This is a genomic window from Pseudomonas sp. HTZ2, assembly GCF_033173945.1.
GTDB lineage: Bacteria > Pseudomonadota > Gammaproteobacteria > Pseudomonadales > Pseudomonadaceae > Aquipseudomonas > Aquipseudomonas guariconensis.
The window spans coordinates 5,079,744-5,095,424 of the sequence record NZ_CP137332.1 but is presented as its reverse complement, the minus strand read 5'-3'; the positions used below and the strand labels follow the sequence as shown (position 1 = coordinate 5,095,424).

Annotated in this window: 16 protein-coding genes; 13 read left to right on the top strand and 3 right to left on the bottom strand. The window is 66.6% G+C overall.

From position 1 onward, the window contains the following. Position 1 precedes the first annotated feature (1 nt). The 9 genes from R6G97_RS23700 (at position 2) to R6G97_RS23660 (ending at position 8,585) form a co-directional block, all read left to right on the top strand. Positions 2 to 1,081 (top strand): acyl-CoA dehydrogenase family protein, encoded by a 1,080-nt coding sequence (locus R6G97_RS23700; RefSeq protein WP_090345713.1) that lies wholly within the window; start codon positions 2 to 4, stop codon positions 1,079 to 1,081. Beyond that, the gene (locus R6G97_RS23695) at positions 1,074 to 2,222 is read left to right on the top strand and encodes an acetyl-CoA C-acetyltransferase (protein WP_090345716.1); all 1,149 of its coding nucleotides are present in this window, start codon (positions 1,074 to 1,076) and stop codon (positions 2,220 to 2,222) included. Before R6G97_RS23700 ends, R6G97_RS23695 begins: the two co-directional genes overlap by 8 nt. A 15-nt stretch (positions 2,223 to 2,237) precedes the next feature. Continuing rightward, positions 2,238 to 3,113 (top strand): SDR family oxidoreductase, encoded by an 876-nt coding sequence (locus tag R6G97_RS23690; RefSeq protein WP_043214667.1) that lies wholly within the window; start codon positions 2,238 to 2,240, stop codon positions 3,111 to 3,113. Positions 3,114 to 3,356: 243 nt separating this feature from the next. Beyond that, a complete protein-coding gene (locus R6G97_RS23685) occupies positions 3,357 to 4,529 on the top strand; it encodes an acyl-CoA dehydrogenase family protein (RefSeq protein ID WP_317847600.1) in 1,173 nt (390 codons plus the stop codon). Next, positions 4,526 to 5,716 carry an acyl-CoA dehydrogenase family protein gene (locus tag R6G97_RS23680; RefSeq protein ID WP_317847599.1) on the top strand — a complete coding sequence of 397 codons (1,191 nt, stop codon included), beginning with the start codon at positions 4,526 to 4,528 and terminating at the stop codon, positions 5,714 to 5,716. Before R6G97_RS23685 ends, R6G97_RS23680 begins: the two co-directional genes overlap by 4 nt. Before the next feature lie 15 nt (positions 5,717 to 5,731). After that, positions 5,732 to 6,514, top strand: coding sequence for an SDR family oxidoreductase (locus tag R6G97_RS23675; RefSeq protein ID WP_090345726.1), 783 nt, complete (start codon positions 5,732 to 5,734; stop codon positions 6,512 to 6,514). A gap of 2 nt (positions 6,515 to 6,516) precedes the next feature. Further along, positions 6,517 to 6,975, top strand: a complete 459-nt coding sequence (locus R6G97_RS23670; RefSeq protein ID WP_317847598.1) for a MaoC family dehydratase — start codon at positions 6,517 to 6,519, stop codon at positions 6,973 to 6,975. A gap of 19 nt (positions 6,976 to 6,994) precedes the next feature. Beyond that, the gene (locus R6G97_RS23665) at positions 6,995 to 8,197 is read left to right on the top strand and encodes an acetyl-CoA C-acyltransferase (RefSeq protein ID WP_043214677.1); all 1,203 of its coding nucleotides are present in this window, start codon (positions 6,995 to 6,997) and stop codon (positions 8,195 to 8,197) included. 1 nt (position 8,198) lies between these two features. Next, entirely contained in the window at positions 8,199 to 8,585 is a 387-nt protein-coding gene (locus R6G97_RS23660; protein ID WP_182818661.1) for a steroid Delta-isomerase, read from the top strand. Between the two features lie 205 nt (positions 8,586 to 8,790). Here R6G97_RS23660 and R6G97_RS23655 read toward each other — a convergent pair whose 3' ends face one another. Further along, positions 8,791 to 9,564 carry an SDR family oxidoreductase gene (locus tag R6G97_RS23655; protein ID WP_043214679.1) on the bottom strand — a complete coding sequence of 258 codons (774 nt, stop codon included), beginning with the start codon at positions 9,562 to 9,564 and terminating at the stop codon, positions 8,791 to 8,793. A 171-nt stretch (positions 9,565 to 9,735) separates the two neighbouring features. Between R6G97_RS23655 and R6G97_RS23650 the strand changes: the two genes are divergently transcribed. The 4 genes from R6G97_RS23650 to dmpG are packed head-to-tail and all read left to right on the top strand — an operon-like array spanning position 9,736 to position 13,323. After that, positions 9,736 to 10,563 (top strand): alpha/beta fold hydrolase, encoded by an 828-nt coding sequence (locus R6G97_RS23650; RefSeq protein ID WP_197853673.1) that lies wholly within the window; start codon positions 9,736 to 9,738, stop codon positions 10,561 to 10,563. Continuing rightward, entirely contained in the window at positions 10,560 to 11,351 is a 792-nt protein-coding gene (locus R6G97_RS23645; RefSeq protein ID WP_043214685.1) for a fumarylacetoacetate hydrolase family protein, read from the top strand. Before R6G97_RS23650 ends, R6G97_RS23645 begins: the two co-directional genes overlap by 4 nt. A 16-nt stretch (positions 11,352 to 11,367) precedes the next feature. Continuing rightward, positions 11,368 to 12,276 carry an acetaldehyde dehydrogenase (acetylating) gene (locus tag R6G97_RS23640; protein ID WP_317847597.1) on the top strand — a complete coding sequence of 303 codons (909 nt, stop codon included), beginning with the start codon at positions 11,368 to 11,370 and terminating at the stop codon, positions 12,274 to 12,276. Positions 12,277 to 12,288: 12 nt separating this feature from the next. Further along, the gene (dmpG, locus tag R6G97_RS23635) at positions 12,289 to 13,323 is read left to right on the top strand and encodes a 4-hydroxy-2-oxovalerate aldolase (RefSeq protein WP_317847596.1); all 1,035 of its coding nucleotides are present in this window, start codon (positions 12,289 to 12,291) and stop codon (positions 13,321 to 13,323) included. A 508-nt stretch (positions 13,324 to 13,831) separates the two neighbouring features. Here dmpG and nudE read toward each other — a convergent pair. Both nudE and R6G97_RS23625 read right to left on the bottom strand, forming a co-directional pair. Continuing rightward, positions 13,832 to 14,383: an ADP compounds hydrolase NudE gene (gene nudE / locus R6G97_RS23630; protein WP_197853676.1), complete on the bottom strand. Its 552-nt coding sequence runs from the start codon at positions 14,381 to 14,383 to the stop codon at positions 13,832 to 13,834. A 106-nt stretch (positions 14,384 to 14,489) separates the two neighbouring features. Continuing rightward, positions 14,490 to 15,617, bottom strand: a complete 1,128-nt coding sequence (locus R6G97_RS23625) for a helix-turn-helix transcriptional regulator (protein ID WP_317847595.1) — start codon at positions 15,615 to 15,617, stop codon at positions 14,490 to 14,492. Positions 15,618 to 15,681: the final 64 nt, after the last annotated feature.

The window sequence follows — 15,681 nt, the reverse complement described above, 5'->3', positions numbered from 1 at the left end:
CATGGACTTTAGTTTCAACAGCGACCAGTTGCTCTTCCAGGACAACGTACGCAGTTTCTTTATCAACGAAGTGACGCCCGAGCGCATCCGCGAGCTGTGGCAGAGCGACAGCGGCCGTTGCGACCGGCTCTGGGGGCAACTGGTGGAGCTGGGCCTGACTGCCTTGACCGTGCCGGAGCAGTACGGCGGCATGGGCCTGGGCGCCCTGGACTTCGTCTTGCTGGCCCAGGAATGCGGCTATGCGGGCCTGCCGGAGCCGCTGGTGGAGACCATGCTGGTGGCGGTGCCGCTGCTGGCCGAACTGGGCGCGGCGCACGAGGGCCTGAAGGCGGACTGGCTGGGGCGCGTGGCCGAGGGCCAGGCGCGCCTGGCGGTGAGCGAGCCGGGCAATCCGCTGGTCAGCGACGCCCACGTGGCCGACCTGCTGCTGCTCAGCCACGCCGATGAGCTGCACGCCGTGCCGCGCGAAGATGTCGAGCTGGTGCGCAACCTGTCTGTGGACCCGAGCCGCCAGCTGTACCAGGTGCTGTGGACCCCGGGCGCGGCCACCTGCGTAGCCCGTGGCGAGGAGGCCGCGCGGTTGCTGGCGCGCGCCTTCGAGCGCGGCGCGCTGGGCTGCGCGGCGCAATTGCTGGGCCTGGCCAAGCGCATGGTGGACCTGGCCGTGGACTACAGCTTCGAGCGTAAGCAGTTCGGCAAGCCGATCGGCTCGTTCCAGGCGGTCAAGCACTTGATGGCCAATGTTGCGGTGCGCATCGAGTTCGCCAAAGGCCCGCTGTACCGCGCCGCCCACGCGGTGGCCCACGGTGAGGCCGGGCAGGCGCTGGCGGTGTCCCACGCGCGCCTGGCGGCCTCGGAGGCGGCGCTGTTGGCCGCCCGCAACGCCATCCAGACCCATGGCGCCATGGGGTACACCTGGGAGGTCGACCTGCAGCTGTTCATGAAGCGCGCCTGGGCTCTGGACAAGGCCTGGGGCGACCATGCCCTGCACAAGGCGCGGATCCGCCAGGCGCTGTTCGACTCACGCCGGGCCATAGGGGCCGGCACCACGTTCATGTCGGCAGAGGTAGAAGATGCCTGAAGCTTATATCGTCGATGCCCTGCGCACGCCCACCGGGCGACGCAAAGGTGGCTTGGCCCATATCCACGCGGCCGATCTGGGCGGCCACGTGCTGCGCGCCCTGGTCGAGCGCAATTCGATCCCCGATGAAGACTATGACGACGTGATCTTCGGCTGCGTCGACACCATCGGCCCGTTGGCCGGCGACATTGCCCGCACCGCGTGGCTGGCGGCCGGCCTCAGCGACGCGGTGCCCGGCACCACCGTCGACCGCCAGTGCGGCTCTTCGCAGCAGGCGCTGCACTTCGCCGCCCAGGCGGTGATGAGCGGCACCCAGGACGTGGTGGTCGCAGGCGGCGTGCAGACCATGACGCAGATCCCGATTTCCTCGGCCATGACCGCCGCCGAGCCGTTGGGCTTCACCAACCCGTTCACCGGTTCCGAAGGCTGGGTGCGCCGCTACGGCTCGACCCCGCCGACCCAGTTCCGCTCCGCGCAGATGATCGCCGAGCACTGGCAGCTCAGCCGCCAGGCGCTGGAGGCCTATTCGCTGGAGTCCCATCGCCGTGCGCTGCGGGCCATCGAGCAGGGCTATTTCACCCGTGAGATCGTGCCCCTGGCCGGGGTCGAGCATGACGAAACCCCACGTCACACCAGCCTGGACAAGATGGCCGAGCTCGACATCCTGTTTGGCTGCGACCGCGTCACCGCGGGCGTCTCCAGCCAGACCTGCGACGCGGCCAGCGCGCTGCTGGTGGTTTCGGAGGCGGCGCTCAAGCGCTACAACCTCACACCCCGGGCGCGCATCCATCACATGAGCGTGCGTGCCGCCGACCCGGTGTGGATGCTCACCGCGCCCATCCCGGCCACCGCCTATGCGCTCAAGCGCGCCGGCATGCGCCTGGAGCAGATCGACCGGGTGGAGATCAACGAAGCCTTCGCCGCGGTGGCCATGGCCTGGATCAACGAGACCGGCTACCCCCACGCCCAGACCAACGTCAACGGCGGCGCCATCGCGCTGGGCCATCCACTGGGTGCCACCGGCACCCGGATGATGTGCAGCCTGCTCCACGAGCTTGAGCGCAGCGGCGGGCGTTATGGCTTGCAGACCATGTGCGAAGGCGGCGGCCAGGCCAACGTCACCATCATCGAGCGCCTGTAAGCGCAGGAGAGTCCCATGAGCAGTTGCAACAACCGAGTCGTGGTCATCACTGGCGCAGGCGGCGGCCTGGGCCGCGCCTACGCCCTGGCCTTCGCGGCCGAGGGCGCCAAGGTGGTGGTCAACGACATCAACCGCGACGCAGCCGAAGCGGTGGTCGCGCAGATCCGCGAGCAGGATGGCCAGGCCATCGCCAACAGCAACGACATCACGCATTACGAAGACGCAGGACGCATCGTCGCCGCCGCGCTGGAGGCCTTCGGCGGCCTCGATGTGGTGGTGAACAACGCCGGCATCTGCCGCGACCGCATGTTCGCCAGCCTCACCGAGGCGGACTGGGACGCGGTGGTGGCGGTGCACCTGAAGGGGCACTTCTGCCTGTCCAGCCATGCCGTACGCCACTGGCGCGAGCAGGCCAAAAATGGCGTCAAGGTCGATGCGCGCATCATCAACACCAGCTCCGGCGCGGGCCTGCAGGGCTCGATCGGGCAGTCCAACTACGCCGCAGCCAAAGGCGGTATCGCGTCCTTGACGCTGGTTCAGGCGGCGGAGCTGGCGCGTTATGGCATCACCGTCAACGCCCTGGCCCCGGCGGCCCGTACCGGCATGACCGAAGGGGTGTTTGGCGAGGTGATGAAAAAGCCCGAAGCAGGCTTTGATTACTTCGCTCCGGAGAACGTCGCGCCAGTGGTGGTGTGGTTGGGCTCGCGCGAATCCGCTGGCGTCACCGGGCAGATGTTCGAGGTCGAAGGCGGCAAATTGTCCATCGCCGACGGCTGGCGGCGCGGCCCGCTGGTCGACAACCAAGGCCGTTGGGCCGTGGCCCAGGTGGGCGCGGCGGTCGGTGAGCTGCTGGAGCGTGCCGTGCCGGCACAGAAAGTCTACGGCAGCTGATTCGAGGTTTTTTCGCCATTAGGGCGGGGCCGCACCACATGCCAGGGTGGTGCGGTTTTTTTTTGCCTACACACAATCTATGCGTGGTCCTTTCGCTGGTGCGGGGTTGTCTTGTGATAACCGGCGGAGCCGATTTACCCGCGAAGCAGACACCACCGCGCCTAGTCCACTTGGCCGATTCGACCGCCAGCGCATCTGGCCACACTCGCAGGCACCTGGGCCAGACGAGTAGAAGACGCCGCGATGGACTTTGCATTGAGCGACGAACAGGAAATGATCCGCGCATCGGCCGAGGGCTTCCTTGCCGATGTGTCCGACTGTGCCGCCGTGCGCGCGGCCATGGTCAGCGAAACCGGTTATGACACCGACCTCTGGCAGCGCCTGTGCAACGAAATGTACTGGCCTGCGATTCACATTCCCGAAGCCTACGGCGGTTTGGGCCTGGGCTTCGTCGAACTGGCCATCCTCCTGGAACAGATGGGCCGGCGCCTGTTGTGCTCGCCGTTCTTCGCCACTACCTGCCTGGCCACGCCAGCGCTGCTGCTGGCCGGCACCGAGGCGCAAAAACAGCGCTGGCTGCCGGCCATCGCCGAAGGCCGTGTGCGCGGCACCGCAGCCTGGGGCGATGGGGGTGGTTGGTCCGCCGAAGGTATTGGCGTGACGGCAACGCCCGAAGGCGAAGGCTACGTGCTGGACGGCGAATACGCCCAGGTGATCGACGGCCACAGCGCCGACCTGCTGGTGGTCGCCGCGCGTCTGGCCGGCAGCACGGGCGAGGCGGGCGTGAGCCTGTTCCTGGTCGAGGCCGGGCAGACGGGCCTGGCGCGTCAGTGGCAGCCGACCATGGACCAGACCCGGCGTTTGGGCCGCGTGCGCCTCACGCGTCTGTACGTGGGCCCGGACGCGGTGCTCGGCGAGGCCGGTACGGCCTGGCCAAAACTGCAGGACATGCTGCGCCTGGCCTGCGTGGGCCTGGCCGCCGAACAGGTCGGCGGCGCCCAACAGGCGTTGGACCTGAGCGTGGCCTACCTGCAGGAGCGCCAGCAGTTCGGCCGGCCCTTGGCCAGCTTCCAGGCCCTCAAGCACCGCGCCGCCGACATGATGCTGCAAGTCGAATGTGCCCGTTCGGCGAGCTATTACGCCGCCTGCGTCGCCCAGGAGGCGCTGGATCCCGCCGGTGACGCCCAGGTGGCCGCAGAGTTGCCACTGGCCGCTTCCCTGGCCAAGTCCCAGTGCTCCCAGGCGTACTTCCACTGCGCTGCCGAGTCGATCCAGTTGCATGGCGGCGTGGGCTTTACCTGGGAATACGACCCGCATCTGTATTTCAAGCGTGCCCGGGCCAGCGAGATCTACCTCGGCGCACCGGCCTGGCATCTGCAACAAATCGCCAGCGTGATTATCGGGGAGCAGCCATGAAGATCCGTTTCAGTGAGCAGGACGAGCGCTTTCGCCAGGAGGTCGCCCAATGGATGGCCGCCCACTTGCAGGGCGAGTTCGAAGCCCTGCGTTTTCGCGGCGGCCCGGGGGATGAGCACATGTTCCCCGAGGCGCGCAAAGCCTGGGAGCGCAAGCTCGCCGAGGGCGGCTGGACCTGCGTGGGCTGGGCGCCGGAGCATGGCGGGCGAGGGCTGTCGATCAGCCAGCAGGTGATCTTCCACGAAGAATACGCCCGCGCCGGAGGGCCCGGTCGTATAGGGCACATCGGCGAGGGCCTGGCCGGGCCGACCATCGCGGCGTTTGGCAGCGACGAACAGAAGCGGCGTTTCTTGCCGGGCATCGTCCAAGGCACCACGTTCTGGTGCCAGGGGTATTCGGAGCCGGGGGCAGGTTCGGACCTGGCGGCGGTGAAGACCCGCGCCGCACAGGATGCCAACGGCGACTGGCTGATCAACGGGCAGAAGGTCTGGACATCGCTGGCCCACGAATCGGACTGGTGTTTCGTGCTGGCCCGCACCGAGCCGGGCAGCGTCGGCCACCAGGGCTTGTCGTTCTTGCTGGTGCCGATGGACCAGCCGGGCATCAGCGTGCGGCCGATCGAGCAGATGACCGGCACCTCGGAGTTCAACGAGGTGTTCTTCGACGACGCCCGCACCGAGGCGTCGAACATCGTCGGCCAGCCGGGCGAGGGCTGGAAGATCGCCATGGCGTTGCTGGGCTTCGAGCGCGGCGTGTCCACCCTGGGCCAGCAGATGCAGTTCCAGAACGAGCTCGACGAGATCATCGCCATCGCTCGTACCAACGGCGCCGACCGTGACCCGCACCTGCGCCAGCGCCTGGCCGAGGCGTGGTGTGGCCTGCGCATCCTGCGCTACAACTCGCTGCGCATGCTCTCCGGGCCTCAGGACGGCACGCTGCGCCGCGAGGCGACCATCTACAAGCTGGGCTGGTCGAGCTGGCACGCCAGCCTCGGCAAGCTGGCCATGGACGTGCTCGGCCCCCAGGCCGAGTTGCTCGAGGCTGCGCCGTATCAGCTCAACCGCCTGCAATCGCTGTATCTGTTCAGCCGCGCCGACACCCTGTACGGCGGCAGCAACGAGATCCAGCGCAACATCATCGCCGAACGCGCCCTGGGCATGCCCCGGGAGCCGCGCCCGCGTCCCTGATCGAGGAGTCTTCGCATGTCCGTTCCACACTATGTTCCCGGCCATGGCCTGCTGCGCGGCAAGTCGGTGCTGATCACCGCTGCGGCCGGTTCCGGCATCGGTTTTTCTGCCGCCTTGCGTGCGGCCGAGGAGGGCTGCCGGGCCCTGATGATCAGTGACATCCACGAAGGCCGGCTCAATGAAGCGGTCACGCGCATCCGCGAGGCCACCGGCCTTGCCCAGGTGCATGGGCGCCTGTGCAATGTCACCGACGAAGATCAGGTGCGTACCCTGGTCGAGGTCGCCGAGGGTACCTTGGGCGGCGTCGATGTGCTGATCAACAACGCCGGCCTGGGTGGGTCGCGGGCACTGGTGGAGATGCCCGACGATGAATGGAACCGGGTGCTCGATGTGACCCTCACCGGCACCATGCGCATGACCCGCGCCATGCTGCCGTACATGATGGCGCGTCGCGCCGGCGTCATCGTCAACAACGCCTCGGTGCTCGGCTGGCGCGCGCAGAAGCAACAGGCTCACTACGCCGCGGCCAAGGCCGGGGTCATGGCCCTGACGCGCTGCGCGGCGGTGGAAGCTGCCGAGCATGGCATCCGCATCAACGCGGTGAGCCCGAGCATCGCCATGCACGATTTTCTCGCCCGCTCCGCGCCCCAGGCGGTGCTCGACCAGCTGGCGGCCAACGAGGCCTTTGGCCGCGCCGCCGAGGTGTGGGAAGTGGCCAACGTGATGATGTTCCTGGCCAGCGACTACAGCTCGTACATGACCGGCGAAGTGCTGTCGGTTTCCAGCCAGAGGGCCTGAACATGGCGCGTATCTTCCGCACACCCGAGGCGTTGCACGAAGCGGTGGGCCAGGAGCTTGGCAAAAGCGACTGGTTGCGCATCGACCAGGCGCGCATCGACCTGTTCGCCGAGGCCAGTGGCGACCACCAATGGATCCACGTCGATCCCGAGCGCGCGGCCCAGGGGCCATTCGGCGCCTGCATCGCCCACGGCTACCTGAGCCTGTCGCTGGTCAACCTGTTCTTGCCGCAGATCATCGAGGTTCAGGGCATCGCCATGGGCGTCAACTATGGTTGTGAACGTGTGCGTTTTCCGTCGGTGGTGCGTGTGGGGGCGCGGGTGCGCGGCAGTGCCTTGCTGGTCTCGACCGAGGCGGTCGGCAGCGGGGTGCAGGCGGTGATCCGCGTCAGCGTCGAGATCGAAGGCCAGGAGCGTCCTGGCTGCGTGGTCGACACCATCAGCCGGTACTACCCGGCATGAGTCATCCAAGGAGTCCAGCATGAACGAAGCAGTGATCGTTTCCACGGCGCGTACGCCCATCGGCAAGGCCTTTCGCGGCGCCTTCAACGACACCGAGGCCCCGACCCTGGGTGGCCACGTGGTAGCCGAAGCGGTACGCCGCGCAGGCATCGCGCCGGACGAAGTGGACGATGTGATCATCGGCGCCGCCGCCCAGCAGGGCACCCAGGCCTACAACCTTGGGCGCCTGTGCGCCACGGCCGCCGGGCTGCCGGTGCAGGTGTCCGGCATGGCGGTGGAGCGCCAGTGCGCCTCGGGCCTGATGAGCATCGCCATCGCTGCCAAGGGCATCCTCTGCAACGAGCTCGACATTGCCGTGGCCGGTGGCCTGGAGTCGATCTCCCTGGTGCAGAACAAGCACAAGAACCTCTACCGCTGGCAGTCCACCCTGGTGCGTGAACGCGACCCGCGGGCCTACATCCCGATGCTCGAGACCGGCGAAATCGTCGCCCAGCGCTACGGCATCACCCGTGAAGAACAGGATGCCTACAGCCTGCAGAGCCAACTGCGCACCGCCAGCGCGCAACAGGGCGGGCGCTTCGACCTGGAACTGGCGCCGTTGACCACCCAGAAGCTGATCGTCGACAAGGCAAGCGGCGAGAGCCGTCATGAAGCGGTGACCCTGTTGCAGGACGAGTGCAACCGCCCCGACACCACCGCCGCCAGCCTGGCGGCCCTGGAGCCGGTGTGGGGGGGCGGGCAGTGGACCGAAGCCGGGCGTTTCATCACCGCTGGCAACGCCTCCCAGCTCTCGGACGGCGCCTCGGCCTCGGTGCTGATGAGCGCGCGCTTGGCCGAGCAGCGCGGGTTGCAACCGCTGGGGATCTATCGCGGGCTGGCGGTGGCCGGTTGCGAGGCCGACGAGATGGGCATCGGGCCGGTGTACGCGATCCCCAAACTGCTCAAGCGCCATGGCCTGAAGGTCGATGACATCGGTCTGTGGGAGCTCAACGAAGCGTTCGCCTGCCAGGTGCTGTACTGCCGCGACACACTGGGCATCGACAACGACCGCCTCAATGTCAACGGCGGCGCAATTGCCATTGGCCACCCGTTTGGCATGTCGGGGGCGCGGATGGTCGGGCATGGGTTGATCGAGGGTAAACGCCGGGGTGTGCGCTATGTGGTGGTGAGCATGTGCATCGGCGGTGGCATGGGCGCTGCTGCGCTGTTCGAGGTGGCTTGAGATGGCCCTACCGACGCCAGAGCAGGTGCAGGCGAGCATGCAGCGTTACGTCGAGCTGGTGGACGCCGGGGACATCGACGGCATCCTGGCGTTGTACGCCGAGGATGCCACCGTCGAAGACCCGGTGGGCCAGCCGCCGTTGCGTGGGATGGACGCGATCAGTGCGTTCTATCGGCAAGGGTTGGGGCAGATGAATGTGTCCGCAGCCCTCACCGGACCTGTGCGCGCTACCCACAACGGCTGCGGCGCCGTGCCGTTTCGGGTGGACCTCACCTGGGACGGGCGCGAATGCTCGCTGCAGGTGATCGATGTGATGGAGTTCGATGAGCACGGCCTGATCCGCAGCATGAAGGCCTTCTGGAGCGAAGTGAACCTCCAGTCGCGTTGAGAGCGATTGCACCGGCTACGCCGGTGTTCGCGGGTGAATCGGAGCGCCGAACCGCCGCTCCCACAGGTGCTACGCTGCGTTCTGGTCTGTGGAGTCGGTGCAAATGGGGCTGCTTTGCAGCCCATCGCAGGCTTTGCCTGCGTCTACGAGAGCGGATTTACCCGCGAACACCGGGAAGTCCTCGGCGCTTTTCGCTGTGCCCAGGTCACTGGCTTTTCGCCGCATCGAGGAAAGCCGGGCGTTCGCCGCCGCCGTGCACCATCAGGTCGGCGCCGCTGACATAGCGGGCGAGCGGCGAGGCCAGGTACAGGCAGGTGTCGCCGATGTCGTCCGGCTCGGCCAAGCGGCCCAAGGGCACGGTCGCGGCCACCTGGGCCTGTTGCTGGGCGTCACCATAATGCAGTTCGGCCTGTTCGGTCAGGATCAACCCGGCAGTGACCGCATTGACCCGCACCTTGGGCGCCCACTCCACCGCCAGCGAGCGGGTCAGGTTGAGCAAGCCGGCCTTGGCGGCGCCGTAGGCGGCGGTGCCGGGCGAGGGGCGGGTGGCGCTGACGCTGCAGATGTTGACGATGGCGCCGCCCTCGGCCTGCTCCTGCATCACCCGGTTGGCCAACTGGCACAGGTTCAGCGGGGCCAGCAGGTTGAGCCGCACGATGGACTCGGAAAACCGTGGCGAGGCCGTGGCCGCTTCGGCGAACGGCGCGCCGCCGGCGTTGTTGACCAGCACATCGAGGCGGCCGAAGAACTTGAGCACGTTGCCGATCAATTGCTCAAGCTGCTCCAGGTCACGCACGTCGCACTGCATGAACACCGCCTGCTTGCCGCCGCCGCTGGGCAGCCGCTCCGGTGCCTGGCGGCCGCAGATCACCACGTTCGCACCGCACTCCAGGAAGCGGCGGGTGATACCGCGGCCCACGCCTTTGGCACCACCTGTGACCAGAACCACTTTGCCGCGAAAATCCAATGGGTCATGCATGGAAATGCCTTGTCTTGTCTGTCGGAAGGTTGCCTCGATGCTAGGCAGCCATTGCCGTGCGGCCAACGTCCAAAGGGACTAGGGGCGCCGCTTGTAGTCTTGTTGGACGATGCCGTATGCCCTGGCCGCTCTGAATAATCCCGGTACAACAACAAGCCGGGAGGTTTCCCCATGGGCGCAGCAGCGCAAGGGCACAAGGTCAGGTTGGCGGATGGCCTGCAACTGCACTATCAGGACGTCGGCACGGGCGAGGTGGTGGTATTCATCCATGGCAGCGGTCCAGGCGCCAGCGGCCACAGCAACTTCAAGCGCAACTACCCGCAATTCGCCGCCGCCGGCTACCGCGCCATCGTGCCGGACCTGCCGGGCTACGGCGCCTCGGACAAACCACAGACCGCCTACACCCTGGACTTCTTCGTCGAGGCGTTGCTGGGGCTGCTCGACGCGCTGGACATCCAGCGCTGCACCCTGGTCGGCAACTCCCTGGGCGGCGCCATCGCCATTGCCATCGCCCTGCGCCAACCGCAGCGGGTGGCGCGCCTGGTGCTGATGGCCCCCGGCGGGTTGATGGACAAGGCCCAGTACTACCTACAGATGGAAGGCATCCAGCGCATGGCCGCGGCCTTTGCCAGTGGCGAGCTGCGCGACGCTGCCGGCATGAGGCGCCTGCTGGGCCTGCAACTGTTCGACCCCTCGCTGATCGACGATGACACCGTCGCCGAGCGGGTCGCGGTGGTCGCTGAGCAGCCCCCGTGCGTGCTCTCGACCATGGAGGTGCCGAACATGGCCGAACAGCTGTCGCAGCTGGCTTGCCCGATCCTCGGCTTCTGGGGCATGAACGACAAGTTCTGTCCGGTGTCCGGGGCCAACACCCTGATGCTGGCCTGCCAGCGCATCCGCTTCGTGCTGCTGAGCGAGTGTGGCCATTGGGTGATGGTCGAGCACCGTGAGCTGTTCAACCGCGAATGCCTGGCGTTCCTCGCGGAGGGCCGAGCATGAGCCTCGAACTGCGCCGCCAGCACGGCGACGAACTCTACCAGGCCCTGTGCGACGGCCAGACCCTGGCCCCGCTGACCGAGCGCTGGCCCCAGATCAGCATCGAAGACGCCTACCATATTTCCCTGCACTGCATCGAACGCCGGGTGGCGGCGGGCGATCGCATCGTCGGCAAGAAAATCGGCGTCACCTCGGCTGCCGTGCAGCGCATGCTCGATGTGCACCAGCCGGACTTCGGCTTCATCACCCGGGGTATGGCCTTCGACAATGGCGCCGACATCTCGCTCGCCGGGAACCGCCTGATCCAGCCGCGCGCCGAGGGCGAGATCGCCTTCGTGCTCAAGCACGACCTGATCGGCCCGGGAGTGACCGAGGCCGATGTGCTGGCGGCCACCGATTACGTTACGCCGTGCTTCGAGATCGTCGACTCACGCATCCATGACTGGCGCATCCGCATTCAGGACACCGTGGCCGACAACGCCTCGTGCGGCGTGTTCGTGCTCGGCCAGGAACGCGTCGACCCGCGCGAACTCGACCTGCCGGCGCTGCACATGCGCGTGTTCAAGAACGGCGAGCTGCTGAGCGAGGGCCTGGGCTCGGCGGTGCAGGGCAACCCGTTGACCGCGGTCGCCTGGCTGGCCAACACCCTCGGCGCCTTCGGCATCCCCTTCAAGGCGGGCGAAGTGATCCTCTCCGGCTCGCTGGTGCCGCTGGAGCCGGTGCGGGCAGGCGACCGCTTTTCCCTGACCATCGACGGCCTGGGCAGTGCCCAGGTGTCCTTCCGAGCCTGATCGAGGAGCAAGGCCCATGAGCCAGAAACTAAAAGCGGCCATTATCGGCCCGGGAAACATCGGCACCGACCTGCTGATGAAAATGTGCCGCTCGCAGTGGATCGAGCCGGTGTGGATGGTGGGCGTGGACCCGGAGTCCGAAGGCCTCAAGCGTGCCTGGGCGATGGGGGTGAAGACCACCGCCGACGGCCTCGACGGCCTGCTGCCCCATGTGCTGGACGATGACATCCGCATCGCCTTCGACGCCACCTCGGCCTACGTGCATGCGCACAACAGCCGCAAGCTCAACGAGCTGGGCGTGATCATGGTCGACCTGACCCCGGCGGCCATCGGCCCGTTCTGCGTACCGCCGGTCAACCTCAAGGAGCACGCGGCCAAGCTCGCGATGAACGTCAACATGGTCACCTGCGGCGGCCAGGCGACCATCCCGATGGTGGCGGCAGTGTCGCGGGTGCAGCCAGTGGCCTATGGCGAGATCGTCGCCACCGTGTCGTCCAGCTCCGTGGGCCCCGGTACCCGCCAGAACATCGACGAGTTCACCCGCTCCACCGCAGGCGCGGTGGAAAGTATCGGTGGCGCCCGTCGCGGCAAGGCGATCATCGTCATCAACCCGGCCGAGCCGCCGCTGATGATGCGCGACACCATCCATTGCCTGACCGACGACACCCCCGACCAGGACGCCATCCGCGCGTCGGTGCTGAGCATGGTCGAAGAGGTCCAGCGTTACGTGCCCGGCTACAAGCTAGTCAACGGCCCGGTGTTTGACGGCAACAAGGTATCGATCTTCATCGAGGTGCAAGGCTTGGGGGACTTTCTGCCCAAGTCGGCCGGCAACCTGGACATCATGACCGCCGCCGGCCTGCGCACCGCCGAGATGTTCGCCGAAGAAGCCCACAAGGGCACCCTGCAATTGCCAGCCCGCTGAGGAGAGGTGGTGATGAACCTTCAAGGTAAGAACGTGCTGTTGCACGACATGAGCCTGCGTGACGGCATGCATGCCAAGCGCCACCAGATCAGCCTCAAGCAGATGGTCGATGTGGCCACCGGCCTGGACGCCGCCGGCGTGCCGCTGATCGAAATCACCCACGGCGATGGCCTGGGTGGGGCCTCGTTGAACTATGGCTTCCCGGCGCACAGCGATGAGGAGTACTTCAGCGCGGTGATCCCCAAGCTCAAGCAGGCCAAGGTCTCGGCCTTGCTGCTGCCAGGCATCGGCACTCTGGATCATCTGAAGATGGCCCACGAGCACGGCGTCTCGACCATCCGCGTGGCCACCCACTGCGCCGAGGCGGACGTCTCCGGGCAGCACATCGGCATGGCGGCGAAGATGGGCCTGGACACCGTGGGCTTCTTGATGATGGCGCACATGGTCAGCGCCGAGAAGCTGCTGGAGCAAGCGCGCCTGATGCAAAGCTACGGCGCCAACTGCATCTACTGCACCGACTCGGCCGGCTACATGCTGCCCGATGAAGTCAGCGAGAAGATCGGCGTATTGCGCCAAGGGCTGGAGGCGAAAACCGAGGTGGGCTTCCACGGCCACCACAACCTGGGCATGGCGATTGCCAACTCCCTGGCCGCGATCGAAGCCGGCGCGGTGCGTATCGACGGCTCCGTGGCTGGCCTGGGTGCCGGTGCCGGCAACACCCCGCTGGAAGTGTTCGTCGCCGTACTCGAGCGCATGGGCGTGAACAGCGGCGTGGACCTGTACCGCATCATGGACGTGGCCGAAGACCTCGTGGTGCCGATGATGGACCAGCCCATCCGCCTGGACCGCGACGCCCTGACACTCGGTTACGCCGGTGTGTACAGCTCCTTCCTACTGTTTGCCAAGCGCGCCGAGCTCAAGTACGGCATTCCCGCCCGCGACCTGTTGGTAGAGCTAGGCCGCCGCGGCACCGTGGGAGGACAAGAAGACATGATCGAAGACCTCGCCCTGACCCTCTCCCGCGCCCGCAACCTCCTGCCAACCTGAAACCCCAAAGGGCTGCTTTGCAGCCCATCGCAACTGCGCCAGCACCCCCAAGCATTTGCGCCGACCGTCAGGTCGGCGCCTGAGCGCCGAACCACCGCTCCCACAGTCTCCAGCGCAGACCAGAACAAATAATCAGCTTGTTTGCCCTTGCCCTTGCCGTTGCCGTTGCTTTTGATGCGCGACGGTTCAGCCACCACCGATCGCGACCTCAGAAGGCCGAGAGGAGGTGTCTGGAGGGGCAGGCGCGCAGCGCCCTTCGGCGTAGCCGAAGTCGCGAGATGGAGGCTGGCGTAGCCAGCCGGAGGCCGCGAAGCCCCGTAAGACACCGCAGCGAGGGGACCCGGTGCGAAGCGCCGGGCCGGATGTGGGAGCCAGCGGTTTTTGCCTACTTTTGCCCAAGAGCAAAAGTAGGTCGCCGTAAAGGCGAAAAGCGCCGGTGGCGCCACCGCCAACACCGGATATTCACCCAATCTGAAAGCTCAAGCCCAAGCCCATGCCCAACTTGAGTTCAGCCCCGCTCAGCCAGGACCCCCATCGCCATGAACAACGCTGCAATAGCCCGAGCCTCATGCAGCTCACCCGTGGCCACCAGCTTGGGAACGTCCGCCAAAGCCACCGCCAAACACTCCAAAGGCTCCGGCTCATCCCCACCGTCATTGCTGCAAGGACTCAGCTGCTCAGCCAGCACCACCCGACAACGGTGACACAGATGCCCCGGCGCCAAGGTCAGCTCACCCAGCTCGGTCAGCCGACCGGCCCGCAGGCCGACTTCCTCACCCAACTCACGCTGCGCCGCCTCCAAATAGCCCTCACCGGTATCGGCACCGCCCTTGGGCAAGCCGAGGATGGTGCCTTCGACCCCCACCGCATACTCGCGCACCATCAGCACATGCTGCGGATCCGGCATGGCCACCAGCAGCACCGAGCGGTAGCCGGTACCACGCAGGCGCTCGTAGACGCGATGCTGGCCATTGCTAAAGCGCAGGTGCAGGGCTTCGATCTGGAAGTGGCTGCTCTGGGCCAGCAGCTCGGTCTTGAGGATGGTTGGGCTCTGGCGCATGGCGGGGCCTCTGGCGACGGAAAGCGACAGGGCTACTGTGCGCTGCCAGTCGGCACCTGCCATCGTCCGAGCGGACGATGGCCAGGCAGGGGGGTAGGGCGGGGCTTCAGCCCAAGGTGGCGACGCTGCGCAGGATCAACCGCACGAGCATGGTCTGGCGTGTGACGCCGGTCTTGGAGAAGGTCGAGCGCAGGTGCGCACGCGAGGTATTGCGGCTGATGCCCAGTTCCTCGGAGGCTTCGTCGAGGGTCAGGCCGTTGGCCAGCAGCATCGCCAACTGGGTTTCGGCCGGGGTGAAGTCGAACAGGGCGCGGACGATCTCCTGGGGCGCCGAGGATTGCTGCTCCGGGTCGCTGATGAAAATGACCACGGTCGGGCATTGTTTGCCCTCGCTCCAGGCCGACAGCGGTACTGAACGCACGATGATGCCCAGGTCGGCACGCCCGGAGGGGCGCTTGACGCGCATGGCCTCGACCACCGACGCCAGGTTGCCCTTCTGCGAGAGCATGGCCTGGCGCACCAGGCGACGAAACTCCTGGGTATCCCGGGCGCTGCCGACCTGCAACCCATCATTGACCTGCTTGATGCCGTCCTTTTCCTGCAGCAGGCGCTCGGCCACCTGGTTGGTCTGCAGCACCTTGCCGGTGTCGTCGAGGATGATCGTGCCCACGGCCATCTGGTCCACGGCGCCGGCATACAGGTTGCGTTCAGTCTCGATGCGGTTGAGCTGCATGTGCAGCTTGATCGAACGTTCCAGGTGCGGGATGAACCGCGCCAGCAGGTGTTTTTCCGATTCGACGAAGGGCGCATCGTCACGCCCGCGGCTGATACGCAGGCGGCACTGAGCGCCGTCGTTGGTGTTGATGTCCACCCCCAGGATGTGAAACACATCCACCGGCTCCAGGAAATTGCGGAAGAACTCCGACTGCTTGAGCTCGGCCTCGGGCATGAAGTCGGCCAGGGCCACCACTTCCCGGTTGGGCAGCCCGACGAACGGGTCCAAGGCGAAGAAGTGTTTGTTGTAGGACGCGGTGGCGTCGCTGGAGCTGCCGGTGGTGCTGACCATCAGGCCGTCGACCTGGGTGCTGGGCGGGCGCAGGATGAAGGTGACGTACTTGCTGTGCAGCAGGCTGTTGAGCTGATAGAGAAAGGTGACCCAGGGGATGGATTCCAGCGGGCCCTCGTAGAGCTGGCCGACCAGCTCGCTGAAGTCTTCGAAACTGAGAGTCTGCATCGGTGGTTACCGCTTCTTATTATTAGCATTGGCGCCGCGAGCATATAGGCAGCCCTTGTCCGCG